This is a genomic window from Fusobacteria bacterium ZRK30 (assembly GCA_024628785.1).
Classification (GTDB): domain Bacteria; phylum Fusobacteriota; class Fusobacteriia; order Fusobacteriales; family Fusobacteriaceae; genus Psychrilyobacter.
This window is the reverse complement of record CP102405.1, coordinates 1184004-1201372: the sequence shown is the minus strand read 5'-3', so window position 1 is coordinate 1201372 and position 17369 is coordinate 1184004. Positions and strand designations below refer to the sequence as shown.

The following is a 17369-nucleotide window of genomic DNA, read 5'->3' as shown; positions in this document are numbered from 1 at the left end:
AAAAACAAAAATAAAAAGGACATGAGTCCTTTTTATAATTCAATTTTTAAAATAACAAATGTCATATCATCTATCTGTTCCTTTTCTTCCACAAATTCATTGAGGGAATCTAAAAGTTCAACCTTTATCCCTTCGGCATTCAGGTCATAATTTTTGCTAATAACTTCCTTCAGCCTTTCAATTCCATAAAGTTCTTTTCTCGGATTTTCAGCCTCTGTCAATCCATCAGTATAGTATAGAAGGACATCTCCCTTCTCTAATTTTATCTTACCCATTTTATACTCATAAGATTCTAAAAATCCTACTGCTACCCCTTTAATATTTTCTTCTAAAACTTCTCCTGTTCTAGCTTTATACAAGATAAGGGGATTATGTCCTGCATTGGAGTAATAAAGTGTCTTAGTTAAAAAATCATATTGACTGTGAAAGATAGTCACAAACATGTCTTCACTTATGTCCGGGTAAATTATATCATTTAGATCGGTTAAAACTTCAAGAGGATATGAGTCTTTATATTCCAACGTTTTCAATACAGATCTTATTAAAGCCATTAAAAACGCAGCCGGAACTCCTTTACCGCTTACATCTCCTATCGTTATCCAAAGTTTGTTCTCTCCTGAAAGGGAATAGTCATAGTAATCTCCTCCCACTTCCTTAGCCGGATTAAAGTACTGTGCTATCTCGACACCATTTATATCTCCCAATGACTGAGGTAATAATTTTTTCTGAATATTTGAAGCAACTTCCAGTTCATTATCCAGACGTTCCTTTATTATTAATTCTGAATATATCAAAGCATTATTTATGGCAATGGCTACCTGGATAGCCAGAGCTGAAATTGTCGCCTCATCACTATAACTCAACTTATCTCTATCTTCAACGATATAGATTACTCCCAGTTCCTTCCCTTTTACCACCAGATCAGAAATAACTATACTTTCGTCCTCTGTAGCTTCTATGGATTTAGATATCTGGGTATATATATTTTTATAGTCACTTCTAGTGTATTTAGCCAACTCTTCCATTGAAAAATTTACATTTCCTGTGTTTATAAACTTCCCTTTTGTCTGCTTCAACTCTAGTTCTCCATCTTTCCACAGGTATATTGCTATTTTCTTTACCCCTGTCAAAACAAAATAAGCATCCAGGATAACTCCTATAATCTTATCTAATTCCAAGGTTGACAGAACGGTCCTTGCTACTGCATTTATATTGGATAAATTCGCTACTTTTTTTTCCAATTCCTCGTTGGAATATTCCAACTGAGCCGATTTTTTTAAAAGAGAATCATAGGTAACATTAAGCTCATCTTTAAATTCTTTTAACTCCTTAACTGAGTTATTCAACTGTGCCTCTTGAAACCTTATGGTTTTTACCGTTTCTTCATAGGATTCCTTGAGCTCTTCCATTATCTCTGAATAGTCTTCCCTCTTACCTATTTTTTCTATAAGTGTATGCATCTCATCTATATTTTTTCTTTCATTTTTTTTCAGCAGGATCAATGATAATACTCCTACTATAAAAACAATTAAAACATATTCCATTATTTTTCCTGCCTCTCTTTATAAGATTTTGGGTTTAAAAAATCATCTATCAAAAACTCTTCATCTATAGTCAATAAATCTTTCAAAGATACATCTTTTTCTTTTATCTTTAAATTATAGCCATCATAGTAACTAACCCTGTATTTCCCACCGTAAAAAAAGATATAGCTTCCCTCTGAAACTGTATAACCATTGTATAGTTTATTTTCTACTACTACAATTTTCGAATCAAATTTCAATTGATTTCCCATTATTTTTTTTACATCTCTTTCCTGCACATCATTTAAGTATAGATATCCCTGTTCCCTAAAGACTTTAGGTGTTAAATCCGTATTTCTGTCTATATAAACATCTTTTTCCTGCCAATATTCACTTTTATTGTCAGAATAAGGCTCCTCTACCTTTAGAATCAGGTTTAGTTCTACCTGTTCTACTATTTTAAATAATTTTCTTCTCTTATCTTCCATCTGTAAAATAACTTTTTCCTTATCTAATTCTGTATAGTTTCTCCCACTGTTGAATTTCTCGTCACTGGCCATTATTTTTTTCCAAAAATAAACCTGTTTATTCAGATAGTACTGGGTTCTCCCAACTTTTTCATCTAATTTTATTGTCACCTTTTTATCTATATTATCTCTGTCTACCTGGGATAGTTCCGATGCAGACTTTGAAAAAGCCACCTCTTCCGGGAGGATATAGCTGTTTTTCAGATGGATAATATCATCTTTAAATTTCTCAGAGTACATAACATTTATCGTTGAATCATAGACCAATAATTTCCTCATAAGAATATCAAAGTCATTATAAAATTTTATTTTTTCCTCATACTTTGAGGGATAATTAATATTATAGAGAGTCAGCTCATAATCTCCTTTTTTTATTTCCTTTTCAAATGGTGCCCTGTGATACCTTTCCTTTACCTTGGACACTCCTGTACAGGCAGTAGTGCTTAGGGCTAATACTAAAAGCAATATATATTTATACAATATTTTTCTCCTTTCTTTTCTTAATTTTTGAAACTTTTTTCAAAACCTCTTATTCGAGACCTATAACCCGGTAATTATTTTTTTATTAATTACTGGTACCCTCTACTTGTTTTTTTATCTTCTGGGCTAATTCATCTATATCAAATGGTTTTTCTATAAAACCTTGGATCTCCACTCCTAAGTTTTCCACCACACCCTCTAAATGACTGAAGGCAGTCAAAATAAATACCGGAGCATCTGTTACCTCCCTTAATTTTCTCATGGCGTCCAATCCATTCATCTGAGGCATCTGAATATCCATGATGATAAGATCAAAATTTTCCTCCTTCATCATCTGTAAACCCACTACAGCAGTCTCTGCTTCAAAAACCTCCATATCCAGATCTTCAATTATCTCTCTCAGTAGCAATCTAATACTTAACTCATCATCTACAACTAATACTTTTTTCATCTCTCTCCCCCTCATTACCTTTAATGAAACTTATAACAGATAAAATTAATTCAAAACCTTTTTTATCTGCCACGCTATTTTCTCTGGTACAATTTCTAATAACTCTTCTAAAGTTGCTGCCTTTATCCTCTTCACTGATTTAAACCTTTTTAGGAGGTCCTTTTTTCTTTTTGGACCTATCCCTTCTACCTCATCTAATTCACTAGATATTACCCTTTTTTTTCGTAAATTTCTATGGTAGGTTATTCCAAACCTATGAGCCTCATCTCTCAGCCTCTGCAATATCTTTAGAGCTTCTGAATTCTTAGGAAAGATATAGGAGCTGGTTTCCCCGGCCTTAAACACTTCCTCTTCCCTCTTGGCTATACTAATTATATCCACTAAATCATCTTTTTCTAACTTAAAAAAAACTCCTTCCACTGCATTTAACTGTCCCAACCCTCCATCTATCAGGATTAGATCTGGGAGATCTATTTCAGCTAACTTAGAATACCTCCTTTGAATCACTTCTCTCATCATATGATAGTCATCAGGAGTGTCTTTGGTTTTTATCTTAAATTTTCTATAATGCTTCTTTGCCAGTTTTCCTTCAACTGCTACACTCATGGCTCCTACAGCATCTTTTCCAGAGATATTAGATATATCAAAACACTCTATTTTTCGAGGAAATTTATTTAAATTTAAAGTTTTATAGAGGACTTTCATTCCCTCCTCCAATACACTTTTTTGATTATGATATTTTTTAATCTCTTCCTCTAAATTGAGATATGCCATCTCTAAGAGTTTTTTTCGCCTGCTTTTAACCACAGGAAAATATAGTTTTAAGTTTATATGGAGGAAATTTTTTCCCCATCCCTCTAATATCTCTTTTTTTTCTGAAAATAAACTGTCTAAAATTATATTCTTAGGCATTTTTTCATTGGAATAATACCTCAGAAAACTCTCCACCAAAATATCATCTTCTATGGGTATATCAACTCTTAAATTGTTAACTCCCAGGATCTTCCCGTCTCTGATCTTTAATATAGTCAAAAACAATATATCTCCATCCTGTTTGCATACAAATACATCTTCGTCTATATTTTTTAAAACTTCCGTCACCTGTGTTTTCAATGAATTTTCAATGGCTTTAATCTGTTCCCTATACTGGATGGCTTTTTCAAACTCCATAGACCTGCTGAATCTATCCATATCTTCTTTCAGCTGTTTTAACAGCTTATCTCCCCTGCCCTTTAAAAAATATTTGGCATTTTCAACACTCTCTTTATATCTTTCCTCTATCTCCTTGTAGACACAGGGACCCATACATCGATCCATATAATACTTCAAGCAGGGTTTAGGATATGTTTTTTTCATATCTCTATTACAGTCCCTTATTTTAAATATCTTTATAAGAGTCTTTAGTAAAAATCCGCTCCCATTGGGATAGGGGCCGAAATAATCTCCATTTTTAATATTCAGATCTTTATTCCTTCTAATGATAGAGATCTTAGGAAACTTCTCTAAAGATATCTTGATATAGGGATAGGTCTTTTGATCCTTTAGGAGGATATTATATTTCGGCATATATTTTTTTATTAAATTATTTTCCAAAATAAGTGCATCTAATTCACTTTTGCACACTATAAATTCCAGATCCTTTATGTGATCTACCAATTCCATTGTTTTTTTATCTATATAAACCTTTTTAAAATATGAGGAAACTCTTTTTTTTAAATTTTTAGCCTTCCCTACATATATTACCTCTTTTTTTCCTTTCATCAAATAAACTCCAGGAAGATCTGGAATTTCATATCTATCTATTAAAGACTCCATCTCTCCTGCTCCCTATGATTTAATAACACCTTAATATTTTCCTTTTTATTAAAATATTCATAAAGTTTACTGGCTATAGTCACCGACCTATGTTTTCCTCCACTGCATCCAATTCCAACAGTCAGATGAGTTTTCCCTTCTTTTATAAAATGGGGCAATAAAAATTCCAGCATCTCCTCTATCCTCTTCAGATATTCTTCACTCCCGCTTCCATTCATCACATATTCCTGGACAACTTTATCATTTCCATTTTTAGGCCTCAGTTCATCTATGTAGTATGGATTTTGCAGTGATCTTGTATCAAACATCATATCCAGGTCTATAGGGGCTCCATATTTAAATCCAAATGTAGTTATAGTCAGTACCAGATCCCTTATTTTTTTATATTCTAATCTGGCTTTTAAATTTTCAATCATTTTTTTAGGTGTAAAATCACTGGTATCTATTATTATATCAGCCAACTCTCTTATTTCAGACAGCATCTTTCTCTCTAAATAGATATTTTCAACAATAGAATTCGACTTTTTCAAAGGGTGAGATCTTCTAGTTAGGTTATACCTATTTAATATCACCTCATCTTTAGCATCTAAATAAAGGATCTTATAAGAAACTCCCTCTCCCTTTAAACTCTCTAACAACTCTAAAAATTCATCTGTCCTTTCAAAAGACCTGATATCGACCCCTATGGCGACATTCTTTATCCTTTCTCTATATACAGACAGCTTAAACCCATCTATAAAAAAACAAGGCATATTATCTATGGTCATATACCCTCGATCTTCAAAATAATTAAGTGCTGTTGATTTACCTGCACCACTCATTCCCGTTATAATAAGTATTTCCATTATTTCACCTCAAATAATTTTATATCTATATATTATCAAAATAAGGCTCAATTTAATAGATATAAAAAAGAAACGTTACGTTTCGTCCAATTAGGAGTAATATGATATTTTTTAACTTTTACAAATAATTCATAACTTGATAGATATAAAAAAAAGACCTCATAGAAGTCTTTAAACAAGCCCTGACCTACAGCCCTCTGTATAGTTTTGGTCGCCTGGTTCAAAAAGTGGTAGTCAGATATATATAATATACAGTATCCGTAGGGGCTCGTTATACCCTCGTGATTTTTCTGATCTATCATATACAGCGCCAACCCCGGCGACGACATTAGGCCCAAAACATCAAGATAGTCGCTAATAGGTAAGGTCTCTTGTTAATTTAATAATACTACAAGATATTGGTGGTGTCAATACTTTTTCTTAGAAAATTATTAGAGGTTAAGCTTTATTTATACACCCTATACTATTTAAAAGGATTTTTTAATATTACCGGTAAATTATAGTATAAAAACGTCTAAATTTAATCTTTATTAAAAATATTTTTTAATCATTTATTCTGTCTCTGGGAGGTAACTTATGAAGTTAATATACACTAAAAACAACATCTTAAGAGGGGTCCTTATCTACTCCATCGGGGATACCATCGCAACCCTTATAAGAGGTGACCTTTCCCCTTTAAGAATATTAGGTATGATGTTATTAGGTGGCACCATCTATGCCTTTGAAATCCCAAATTATTTTATTTGGATCGATAAAAAAGTTACCCCTTTTAAACATAAAAAAATCATAAAAACTGTCCTAGCACTCTGTTATTTCAATCCCATATGGATAGCCAGACATATTTTTTTCATCCGGCTTTTCTCCCTTGAAAAAATTGGATGGTTTATTTTAAATATCGGTTTTAAAAGTTATATAGGAGCTCTCCCTATAAGTATTTTGGGTAATTTCATCATACAAAACCTTATCCCTATTAAATTCAGGTTTTTTTCTAGTGCTGTTTTTTCCAGCCTGCTGGCTATCTACTATGCTCTCAGTGCAGTGTATTTCTCCTAAAATATTTTTTAAGTCGATTTTTCTCAACAAATAAAAAATTTAAACTGTAATTTAATCAGGTGTATTTTAAATACTGATATCTCTACAGCATTTTTTACCTTAGCAGAATATTTTTATAAATTTCATAAAGGCTCCCTGCCCTTCTCCATCCCTTTTATACACCCCTGCATCTTCTAATACCTTAGAAAATACCAAACCTACTTCTTCGTGTAAAACTTTCTTCACACTATCTAAAGTAAGATTATTATATTTTTCTTTAATTTTCTTTGCCCAACTCAGATGTTTTTTTATTTTTTTATTTTTCTCTATCTCCTCTATATAATTATCCTTTAAAAGGACTTCCTCTAATATAGCCAGCTCTTCCTTAAGCCTCCCTGGAAGTACCGCCAATCCCATGACCTCTATAAGACCTATATTTTCCTTCTTTATATTATGCACCTCTCTATGGGGATGAAATATCCCCAATGGATGTTCATCTGATGTCCTGTTGTTTCTCAAAACAATATCTAATTCAAATATTTCACCCCTCTTTCTGACAATGGGAGTTACTGTGTTATGGGGCTCATCTCCGGTATCAGCAAATATACCTATTTCTTCATCTGAATAATTTCTCCAAGTATGAAGTATCTCATCTGCTAATTCTGCTAATTCTGAACTGTTTTCAGAAGAAAGTCTTATTACTGACATAGGCCATTTTACTATCCCTCCCTCTATATTTGGGTATTTTTTAAATTTAACCTTTTTTTCTACTGGAGCCTTAGCCATAGCAAACTCATGATTCCCTCCTTGGAAGTGATCGTGAGAGAGGATAGATCCCCCTACAATAGGCAGGTCCGCATTGGATCCTATAAAGTAATGAGGAAACTTCTCTACAAATTCTAGCAGTCTCATAAAGCTAACCTTTGAAATTTTCATGGGTCTGTGTTCTTCTGAAAATATGATACTGTGCTCATTGTAGTAAACATAAGGAGAATACTGTAAAAACCATTCTTCACCGGTTAAGTCCAAGGGTATTATCCTATGATTCTGCCTGGCAGGGTGGTTCAATCGCCCTCTGTATCCTTCATTTTCTTTACACAACACACACTTCGGATAGGAACTGCTTTTCATATGTTTTGCAGCCGCTATGACTTTAGGATCTTTTTCCGGTTTAGACAAATTTACAGTTATCTCTAAATCTCCATATTCTGTAGGGGAATACCAATGCATATTTTTTGCTGTCCTTTCAGTCCTTATATAGTTAGATGCCTTGGACATTGCATAATAATTTTCAGTGGCATATTCTACCCCGTTTTTTTCTAAATTTTTATAAAATTCTTTTACTACTTCAGATGGCCTGGGCATCAAGCACCCCATTAATCTAGTATCCAAAAGATCTCTATAGGTCACTGTATTTTCTGCCAGTCTATTATTTTCAGCTGCCCAATCCAGTATATTTTCCAGGATTTCCACCGGATTCTCTAGAGTTTCATTTTTCATTTCTACACCTTTAAACTCATCTATCTCCAATACTTCCAAGATAGAATTCCTGGTATAAACCAGATCCATCTTATCCAATAATTTTTTCTGTATCCCATATTGCAGGAGACGCTCTATCTCATAATTTATATCTGTCAATTTTCTCCTCCTAATTTTTTTCACTACTGCACAATCAATTAACTCTTGGTAAATACATATCTCGTTACAGCTCTATATGGATTATCCGGTGTATAGACAGTGGTTTTAAATTCCTCTACATTGATATGATTTGGCAGGTCCTGAGTTTCAAGACATACTCCTAATCTGGGTCTAGCTGTGACACCACAAGATAGTTTTCCCTGATTATCTCCCAGATAATTTCCTGTATATACAACTACTGCTTTTTGGTCTGTATATACCTCTAACTTCCTGCCTGTTTTTTCATGAACTATATATACTTCCATTTCTTTTTCTTTTCTTAAAATAAATGGATGATCATATCCCCTGGCAGATCTCAATTGAAAATTATTTGAATCTATGTCTTTTCCTATTTTTTTAGGAGTTTTAAAATTAAATGGTGTTCCCGTCAGGTTAAAAGTCTGTCCATGGGGAATAGAATTTTCATCTAAAAACGGAATCCTGTCGGCTTCTATATACAACTCATGGTTAAGTATATCCTCCTGGCAATCTCCCGAAAGGTTAAAATAAGTATGATTAGTGAGATTTAAGATGGTATCTCTGTCAGGAGTCCCTAAGTAGGATATCTCCAGTGTATCTTCTATCAATGTATACTTTACCTTGAATTTTACTTCTCCGGGAAATCCCTCTTCCATATGGGGACTTGTATAGGACAGCTCTATTCCGTTTTCTACCTCAAAAACATCCCAAACCCTCTTATCTAAGCCTTTTATCCCCCCATGGAGGTTATTTTTTCCATTATTTACAGCTAAATTATATCGAACTCCTTTTAATTCAAAACTCCCCCCTTCTATTCTGCCTGCTATCCTCCCTGTGATAGCTCCAAAATAGGGAGATTTCTCCTCATAGTCTCTAATATTATCGTACCCTAAAACTACATTTTCTTTTCTCCCATCCCTGTCAGACATGAAAATTTCAGTTATTATTCCTCCATAGTTTAATATACCGATTTCCAGCCTGTCGTTTTCTAATATATATTTAAAAACTTCTTCCCCTGTTTTTAGAACCCCAAATTTTGTTTTTAATATTTTCATAATTATTCTTACCGCCTCTAATAAATTTAGATTAGTTCCCTGGCTCCATCACCAATATTAGCAACATAAAAGTCTGCCGTTAAGCCTATTTCATCCTTATATTTTTGTCCGACATTTTTTATAAAACTATCTATGTTTTCATTTTTTACGATATTTACCGTACACCCTCCAAATCCTGCACCTGTCATCCTGGCTCCAATCACACCTTCTTCACCCCATGCCAGTCTAACCATGGTATCCAGCTCTACTCCTGTAACCTCATAATCATCCCTTAACGAGATATGAGATTCATTCATCAATTGCCCAAACCTTTGGATATTTCCATTATTCAATTTCTTTACAGCTTCAATTGTTCTCTGATTTTCATAGACTGCATGCCGTGCTCTCTTTCTGTCAATTTTATTTTTTATCAGCTCTTTATTTTCCTCAAATTCCTCTATAGTCAGATCTCCTAAAGATTTTATATCTAATTTAATCTGTAGTTCCTCCAAAGACCTTTCACATTCTCCCCTTCTCTCGTTGTACTTGGAGTCAGCCAACCCCCTCCTGACATTTGTGTTGGCTATTATAATAGATGCATCTCCTAATTCTACAGGTGCGTATATATATTCCAATGTATTGCAGTCTAGCAATATTGCCCGATCTTTTTCTCCCATCCCTATGGCAAATTGATCCATTATTCCACAGTTTACACCTACAAATTCATTTTCAGCTTTCTGACTCATCTTTACCATCTCAATCATGTCTATATCCAAATTATAAAGCCCCTTTAATATCACAGATGTCAAAAGTTCCAAAGATGCAGATGAGGATAACCCGGCCCCATTGGGTATATTCCCAAAAACCAACATATCAAAACCTGTCTTAAAATTATATCCGCCGTCTTTAAAGACCTTTATCACTCCTTTGGAGTAGTTTGTCCAATTATCTTTCTCATCATAGATCAAATGTTCCAGATCTACCTCTACTATTCCTACATCTTCAAAATTATTTGAATAAAATCTTAATTTTTTATCTATTCTGGGTCTTACTACCCCATAAGTTCCAAATGAAAGTGCACACGGGAATACATGTCCCCCATTATAATCCGTATGCTCTCCGATTAAATTAACCCTCCCAGGTGCAAAAAAAGTTCTCACATCTCCTAGGCCGAATTTATCTTTAAAGTCATCTATTAATTTTTCTAACATCACGTTCCCCCTTTTTTTCTACTTCCCCTTCACTTTATTAACTGAGTTAATAAAGTTCTTTTATGATATATTTATATGCTTTTTTCTTTTAAAAGTCAAGTCATCTTTTTTATTGACTTATTTTTTCTTTAAACATATAATTTCTTTAGATGCCATTAGATCTTTATAATCTTTAAATCTAATTTTAAGGTAAATAAAATATATATTTTAGGAGTCATTATGATAAAACGAACGATGGGTAATTCAGACCTGATTAAGAGGATAAACATCTCAAATATTATAGAAATTTTAAAAACTCAAGGATTAAAATCTAGGGCTGATCTGGCTGTTTTAACAGGCCTCACTCCTGCCAGTATCACTAAATTAACAAAAAAACTGATAGACTTAGATATCCTTATAGAATCCGGGATTGGCGTTATTTCTGGAGGAAGGCCGCCTATATTATTAGATATCAATCCTCATGCCGGTTATATCCTGGGAATCACCTTATCTCCCAATGGGATCCATGGGATTTTAAGCGACGTCAACGGTACTGTCTTAACTAGAGAAAATTTTATATTAGAAAATAAGAGAAAAAAACATATTTTAAATAATTTATTCACCCTTATTTCCAGACTTATCGATAATGTAAATAGGGATAAAATTTTAGGAATAGGAATTGCACTCAATGGGATGGTAGACTATGAAAATGGAGTTTCGATCTTTTCACCCCACTATAAATGGAAAAATTTTAATTTAAGGGCTGTAGTCGAAGAAGAATTCTCCCTCCCTGTAATTATCGACAACGATGTCAGAGCCATGGCATTAGGAGAGCATAAAAACGGGATAGGCATAGATGAAGATAATTTTGTAGTTATCAATATCGGAGAAGGGGTCGGAGCCGGTATTGTACTCAACAACAGACTTTATAGGGGCGAAGGATATAGTGCAGGGGAGATTGGTCATATAACAATTGAAAAAAATAGTCCTCATCTATGTTCATGCGGAAAGTATGGATGTCTGGAAGCTATTGTTGGAAGTAAGAGAATTTTAAACCATGTGAATGCTAAAGCAGGAGAGTCCTATATGAAGGATCCCAGTATAGAAAAAATATGTGATTTAGCACTAAGCGGAGACAAGTTTTCACTAAACATATTGGAGGAGATTGCAGAAAATCTTGGATATTCCCTCTCTTTTTTAGTCAATCTCTTAAACCCAAAAGTAATAATCATAGTTGGAGAGATCAATAGTGGAGGAGAATTATTTTATAAAAAATTAATGAATAGAGTAAAAAAATACTCATTAAAAACTTCTACGCTGGATCTAAAGATCATCCCTTCTAAATTAGGCAGTGATGCTGCTACTATAGGTGCTACAACCTTAGTCTATGAAAATCTCTTTAAAGGAAGAAAGATTTTAAGGGTTTAATCTTAATTAAACTAAAAAAGCTAGAAAATCATCTTGATTTTCTAGCTTTTTTTATTCTTATTCCTAATATAACTCAGGAAACATTATTCTTTCTACACCCTCTATGATAATGTGTAATATCATCATATGAATCTCCTGTATTCTGTCTGAAGTCTGCCCGGGAATAATAAATTCATAATCACACATCCCTTTTAACATCCCCCCATCTTTTCCCAGGAGTACACAGGTAGTCATTCCTAATTTTTTAGCCTCTTCTACTGCTCTTATTACATTAGCAGAGTTTCCACTGGTAGATAGTCCGATAAAGAAGTCTCCCTCTTTACCATAAGCTTCTACACCTCTGGCGAATATTTCATCAAAACCAAAATCATTTCCGACACAAGTTATATGAGATGAATCTGAAATCGAGATTGCAGGGAGTGCTCTTCTGTCCCCTCTAAACCTTCCTGTAAATTCCTCTGCAAAATGAAGGGCATCACAGTTACTTCCACCATTTCCACAGATAAGTACTTTATTTTTATTCCCAAAAGCTTCTGCTAATTTCTTTGCCACTTTCTCTGTTAATTTTTCTTCTTTTTCCTTTTCTATAAAATCTTTTAATAGATTTAATTCTATTTCATATGACTCAATTAAATTCATATTTTTCTCCTTTCTTATATTATTTTAAAGTTCTTCGTGAAGTTTATAAATTTAATGATCTCCAACAAGCTTCTTTTATCCTTTGTGATAGCTATTTGGTATCCATCTGATACTTCATCTATCTTTTCAATAACCTTAAATTCTCCTGATTTAACCTCATCATAGACTGTATAATAAGGTAACACCACATTTCCAACCCCTTCTCTGACAAAAGACTTGATCATACTTAAACTTCCAGTAATTGGAATTTTAGTTTTAAATTCTATTTCATGGTTATTTTCTATAGCTGTTACAGCCTCATTATGTTTTAATATCTGCTTACGGATAATAAGAGGAGTATCAGCAACTTCCTTGATATCCCTGTAATCCTTTGCACTAATTAAACATAGCGGAAACTTGCCTACATCTATAATCTCTAAATTTATATCTGTTATATGGGTTTCATCGATGATAGCTACATCTATATCACCGTCTCTTAATCTTTCCAAAATTTCCTTCTTAGAAGCTATCAAGATATCGTATTCAATCTCCTGATATACTTTAGAAAATTCTCTCATTAATTTTGGAAGTAGTGGTTCTCCTATGATAGTTGTAGCTCCAATACTTATCCTGGCTCTATCCACTTCTACTATTCTTGCCATCTCTTTTTCCACACGCTTAACTTTTTGGAAGATATCCTCACTCATCTTGTATAAAACTTCCCCTGAATAAGTTAATTTTATCTTCTTTGAACTCCTGTCAAACAACTTAGTTCCTAGTAGTTCTTCAAACTTTTTTACCTGTATAGATACTGCCGACTGATTTATGTATAAATTATGTGCTGCTTTTGTAAAACTACATTCTTTAGCTACCTCATAAAATATTCTTAAATAGTGTAAATCCAAATTTCCCCACCTCAATAATTTAATTATATTTCAGTATACTACACATCTATATTCTTATTCAATAACTAATTTCAATAATATAAGGGTCCTCCCGGAGTTTTTCTAAATATCTTTTTTTCTTTTAGGTTTTCATGCATTTTTTATAATAAAATGTTATAATTTATTTAATATAAATAATTTAGGAGGTGACCCATGAAGAACTCAATATTTTTATTTTTTTTCTTAATATTGATTAATACCACCACCTTTTCCAATGGGACAATTTCCTCTAAAGGCATTAAAACTATTGAGATTAAGGGGCAATATATCAACCTTAATATCATTCCCTATGCTGGTGAAAGTATAATATTAAATCAGTTGTCAAATAAAAGAACACCCATAATAAAAAATACTATAACCAAAGATACTTTACAATATAATTTAAATAATGAGAAAAAAAATAGTTTTTTTAAAACCAAGATTAAATTTGATCTTTTGATCCCTCAAAACACTAACTTTAAATATCTTATAAAAACTACAAATAGCTCCATCTCTGTAAACGGGATAAATGGGAATTTTTCTATCGATAATTCCAAAGGAAAGATAACTATAGATAACCTTGTGGGAACTCTCGAAGTTATGAACTCAAATAAAGATATTAAATTATCCAATATTGTAGGAGACATCTATGTAAAAGGTCTATTCAGCCGGGTAATTACCAAAAATACCCTGGGTGTCCTCAATATTAAAACTACCAATAGGAAAATAAAAATAAAAAACGCTGAAAAAGTAGGAAATATTTCCACCTCTAATGCTTCTATTTCAGCTGAATTCCAGAATATTATCTCAGATTCAAAAATAGTTACTTCAAATCATAGTCTTACTATAAAGATCCCCGAAAATCATAATTTTAACTTTTCTATTTTCGGTGATCTAATCCATGTAAAAAATGAATTCCCAAGAGTAGAGACCAATAAGTTTTTAATCCTGGGAACATCCAATGGGACTATAAAAATTGAAAAGAAGTAGAAAACGGATAATTCCGCCTTCTACTTCTTTTTTGTTTTCTACTATTTATTCTCTACTAATTACTTTTAACCTTAATTGCAAAAGCTTCGTATGGTCTCAAGTTCCCATCTTTATATGTCTCATTATAATTTGAGATAATTACTTCTCCATCTTCTAAATCTTTCATCTCCGAAATAATTATGTCTTTATCTGTCATATTAGCAAAAACATAGAGTTTTTTCCCCTGATGTTCCCTCATATATGAAAAATGTTCCTTAGATTTTCTATCTATCAGATCAAAAGTACCATTTTTAATAAGATCCATTTTTTTTCTGATTTTTATCAACTCTTTATAGGTATAAAATATAGAGTTTTTATCCTCTAACGCACCTTTTACATTTATTGTTTTATAACTTTCATTGACTTCAATCCAAGGGGTCCCATCTGTAAATCCGGCATTTTTACTGTCCTCCCACTGGACTGGTGTTCTGGCATTATCTCTGGAAATATTCTCTATCTTCTTTAGTACCTCTTTTTCCTCTTCTTTTTTCACTGCCATATCAAAATAGTTTATAGCTTCTACATCCTGCATCTCTTCCCTGGTCCAAGGCCGATTGATCATTCCGATCTCTTCCCCTTGATAGATATATGGTGTCCCCTCCATCAAATGAAGTAAGATTGCTAATCCCTTTCCCGAAAGTTCTCTAAATTCTTCCCTGTCATCTCCATATCTGGATATCGCCCTGGGCAAATCATGGTTATTATAAAAAAGTGAGTTCCATCCCTCATTATGCATTCCTTTTTGCCACTTTTCAAAGATCTCTTTCAGCTTTAATAAATCGATAGTTGTACTCCATTTATCTGGTCCAAACATAGTGTGTTCAAATGTAAAAATAGTTGAAAATTCAGTATTTTCCAGGTTAGAATATTTTTTAGCATGTTCCAAATCCGCTGACCAGGTCTCTCCTACAGTAAAAGTATCATCATAGTTTCTGTAAGTAGCATCAGCCATCTCCTCTATATATTCATGGAGTTTTGGACCATTGGACATCTCACACCTTTCCCAGATCTTACTGATCATATCTATTACATCAAATCTAAATCCTTTTACTCCTTTTTCTAACCAAAAGTTCATCATCTTATAAGTTTCTTTCCTTACTTCCTCGTTATCCCAGTCCAGATCAGCCTGGGTTTTATCGAAGTTATGCAGGTAATATAGATCTAAATTTTCAATATACTTCCATGCATCTCCACCAAATATTGAAGTTATAGGGTGATCTTCTACAAATTCTTTCTCCCTGAAGACATAATAATCCTGATATTTTTTTTCCCCTGCAAGAGCTTTTTTAAACCAAATGTGCTCTGTAGATGTATGATTAGCCACTATATCCATAAGGATTCCCATCCCTCTTTTCTCTGCCTCAGATAAAAGCAGATCAAAATCTTCCATAGTTCCAAAATCAGGATCGATCTGATAGTAGTCTGCAATGTCATAGCCATTATCATTTTTAGGTGAGCTGTAGATAGGGGTTAACCATAGAAGATCTACTCCTAAATTTTCCAAATAATCAAGTTTACTTATTATCCCCCTGATATCTCCAATTCCATTTCCGGTAGTATCCATAAAACTCATAGGATATATCTGATATACTACTTTATCTTTTAAATTTTTATTGATGTCTTTCATATTCTTCCCCCCTATATTTTGTTCGTGGTGCTATTATACCTTATAAACTAAAAAAACTTGTAAAAAAAATACTTTTTTTCACAAGTTTTTTTAGTTATAATTTAAAATCAATATCAACCTTTAGTATCTATCCTTTACCTGCTTTTTCTACTACACAAAATCTAAAATTTTCCCCCTCTTTTATCCTTTGAATCAGCCTTCCGTCATCTAAAGTTTGTGCTACTACATTCACCCTTTGATCACAAGAAAAATATTTTTGGCATATCTGTAATTCTCCACTATACCTTCCATATCCTATATTATCTATTGTCACCGATCCAACTTTTCTATCTATAATATTACCTTTTTTTATGGGCTCTTTAAAAATCTCCCTTGATTTTTCACATCTTATAAGAAACTCCCCTGGATCCATTCTATTTCTATGAATGATATTAAAGATTTTTTCTTCCTGTGGACTCATTTTATAAGTTTTTACAGGAAGCAGCCAAGAATTTTTCTCTACCTTCCCCAAAAGTAATAACTCCTCTCTACTGGCCATAAGATCTCCTACAATCACAAGATCACAACCTTCTCTCAATAATTCTTGCGCTCCCACTACAGGATGAAGTCCCCTATGAGCTTCTACAGTAGGAAGTCCCTCATAGACAGGCCCTCTTTTTTTAAAATTACTGGATACAAATCCCATTATTTCCATCCCTAAAGATCTGTAATATTTATTTCTTAGCCTCAATAGACCCATAGATACCCCTGTGTCCTTCCTGGGATAATAGTTATGACAAACTGTTATTTTAGAACTGTCCAACCCTATTTCCATAAGATCTTCCATCCATTCTTTAGATACAGTACTGGCATTTAATTGAATGGGGTATTTTTTACTTAATCTTACTATCTCCTCATCTGAAAAACCAAAATCTAATCTCAAGGCAAAAATATTATAGTTCTCCCATTTGTACTTCCCTATATATTTATTTGAAATATCTACAATTAATTTCATATTTAATTTTTTTGTTTGTTTTAAAATTTTTTCAAACTCAAATAAAACTCTAGCTTCATCTGCTTCCGGAATATGCATAGAAGTAAATACGATCTCTACTCCACTTTCTTTAGCTCTTTCCATATACTTTAAATTTTCCTCTATTCCCATCTCCATTCCGGGAAATACCGAGATTCCTATCACCTATATCACTCCTA

At 33.0% G+C, this 17369-nt stretch carries 15 protein-coding genes; 3 read left to right on the top strand and 12 right to left on the bottom strand.

The window, feature by feature from the left end; genetic code table 11:
• Window positions 1-32: 32 nt before the first annotated feature.
• The 5 genes from NRK67_10835 to rapZ form a co-directional block, all read right to left on the bottom strand.
• Window positions 33-1544 carry a SpoIIE family protein phosphatase gene (locus tag NRK67_10835; GenBank protein UUV17784.1) on the bottom strand — a complete coding sequence of 504 codons (1512 nt, stop codon included), beginning with the start codon at window positions 1542-1544 and terminating at the stop codon, window positions 33-35.
• Window positions 1544-2530 carry a hypothetical protein gene (locus NRK67_10830; GenBank protein ID UUV17783.1) on the bottom strand — a complete coding sequence of 329 codons (987 nt, stop codon included), beginning with the start codon at window positions 2528-2530 and terminating at the stop codon, window positions 1544-1546. Before NRK67_10830 ends, NRK67_10835 begins: the two co-directional genes overlap by 1 nt.
• An 85-nt stretch (window positions 2531-2615) precedes the next feature.
• Window positions 2616-2981: a response regulator gene (locus tag NRK67_10825; GenBank protein UUV17782.1), complete on the bottom strand. Its 366-nt coding sequence runs from the start codon at window positions 2979-2981 to the stop codon at window positions 2616-2618.
• A 45-nt stretch (window positions 2982-3026) separates the two neighbouring features.
• The gene (uvrC, locus tag NRK67_10820) at window positions 3027-4796 is read right to left on the bottom strand and encodes an excinuclease ABC subunit UvrC (protein UUV17781.1); all 1770 of its coding nucleotides are present in this window, start codon (window positions 4794-4796) and stop codon (window positions 3027-3029) included.
• Window positions 4784-5641, bottom strand: a complete 858-nt coding sequence (gene rapZ, locus NRK67_10815) for an RNase adapter RapZ (protein UUV17780.1) — start codon at window positions 5639-5641, stop codon at window positions 4784-4786. Before rapZ ends, uvrC begins: the two co-directional genes overlap by 13 nt.
• A 576-nt stretch (window positions 5642-6217) precedes the next feature.
• On the opposite strand from rapZ, the gene NRK67_10810 reads away from it, so the two are divergent.
• A complete protein-coding gene (locus NRK67_10810) occupies window positions 6218-6694 on the top strand; it encodes a hypothetical protein (GenBank protein UUV17779.1) in 477 nt (158 codons plus the stop codon).
• 99 nt (window positions 6695-6793) lie between these two features.
• On the opposite strand, the gene galT is transcribed toward NRK67_10810, so the two are convergent.
• From galT to NRK67_10795, 3 genes are read right to left on the bottom strand one after another with little or no spacing between them, the layout of a single operon-like run.
• Window positions 6794-8311, bottom strand: coding sequence for a UDP-glucose--hexose-1-phosphate uridylyltransferase (galT, locus tag NRK67_10805; protein ID UUV17778.1), 1518 nt, complete (start codon window positions 8309-8311; stop codon window positions 6794-6796).
• Window positions 8312-8349: 38 nt separating this feature from the next.
• Window positions 8350-9384, bottom strand: coding sequence for a galactose mutarotase (locus tag NRK67_10800; GenBank protein ID UUV17777.1), 1035 nt, complete (start codon window positions 9382-9384; stop codon window positions 8350-8352).
• Window positions 9385-9410: 26 nt separating this feature from the next.
• Window positions 9411-10574, bottom strand: coding sequence for a galactokinase (locus NRK67_10795; GenBank protein ID UUV17776.1), 1164 nt, complete (start codon window positions 10572-10574; stop codon window positions 9411-9413).
• Between the two features lie 219 nt (window positions 10575-10793).
• Here NRK67_10795 and NRK67_10790 point away from each other — a divergent pair, with 219 nt between their 5' ends.
• On the top strand, window positions 10794-11981 hold the full coding sequence (locus NRK67_10790) for an ROK family protein (protein UUV17775.1): 1188 nt from the start codon (window positions 10794-10796) through the stop codon (window positions 11979-11981).
• A gap of 63 nt (window positions 11982-12044) precedes the next feature.
• Here the strand turns inward: NRK67_10790 and gmhA are convergent, their stop codons facing one another.
• The gene (gene gmhA / locus NRK67_10785; GenBank protein ID UUV17774.1) at window positions 12045-12620 is read right to left on the bottom strand and encodes a D-sedoheptulose 7-phosphate isomerase; all 576 of its coding nucleotides are present in this window, start codon (window positions 12618-12620) and stop codon (window positions 12045-12047) included.
• A 14-nt stretch (window positions 12621-12634) separates the two neighbouring features.
• Window positions 12635-13504 (bottom strand): LysR family transcriptional regulator, encoded by an 870-nt coding sequence (locus tag NRK67_10780; protein UUV17773.1) that lies wholly within the window; start codon window positions 13502-13504, stop codon window positions 12635-12637.
• Between the two features lie 192 nt (window positions 13505-13696).
• On the opposite strand from NRK67_10780, the gene NRK67_10775 reads away from it, so the two are divergent.
• Entirely contained in the window at window positions 13697-14512 is an 816-nt protein-coding gene (locus NRK67_10775) for a hypothetical protein (protein ID UUV17772.1), read from the top strand.
• Window positions 14513-14567: 55 nt separating this feature from the next.
• On the opposite strand, the gene NRK67_10770 is transcribed toward NRK67_10775, so the two are convergent.
• Together NRK67_10770 and NRK67_10765 are read right to left on the bottom strand one after the other, a co-directional pair.
• Complete coding sequence (locus NRK67_10770; GenBank protein ID UUV17771.1) at window positions 14568-16178, bottom strand: alpha,alpha-phosphotrehalase; 1611 nt, start codon at window positions 16176-16178, stop codon at window positions 14568-14570.
• 127 nt (window positions 16179-16305) lie between these two features.
• The gene (locus NRK67_10765) at window positions 16306-17355 is read right to left on the bottom strand and encodes a MupG family TIM beta-alpha barrel fold protein (protein UUV17770.1); all 1050 of its coding nucleotides are present in this window, start codon (window positions 17353-17355) and stop codon (window positions 16306-16308) included.
• Between the last annotated feature and the right edge of the window lie 14 nt (window positions 17356-17369).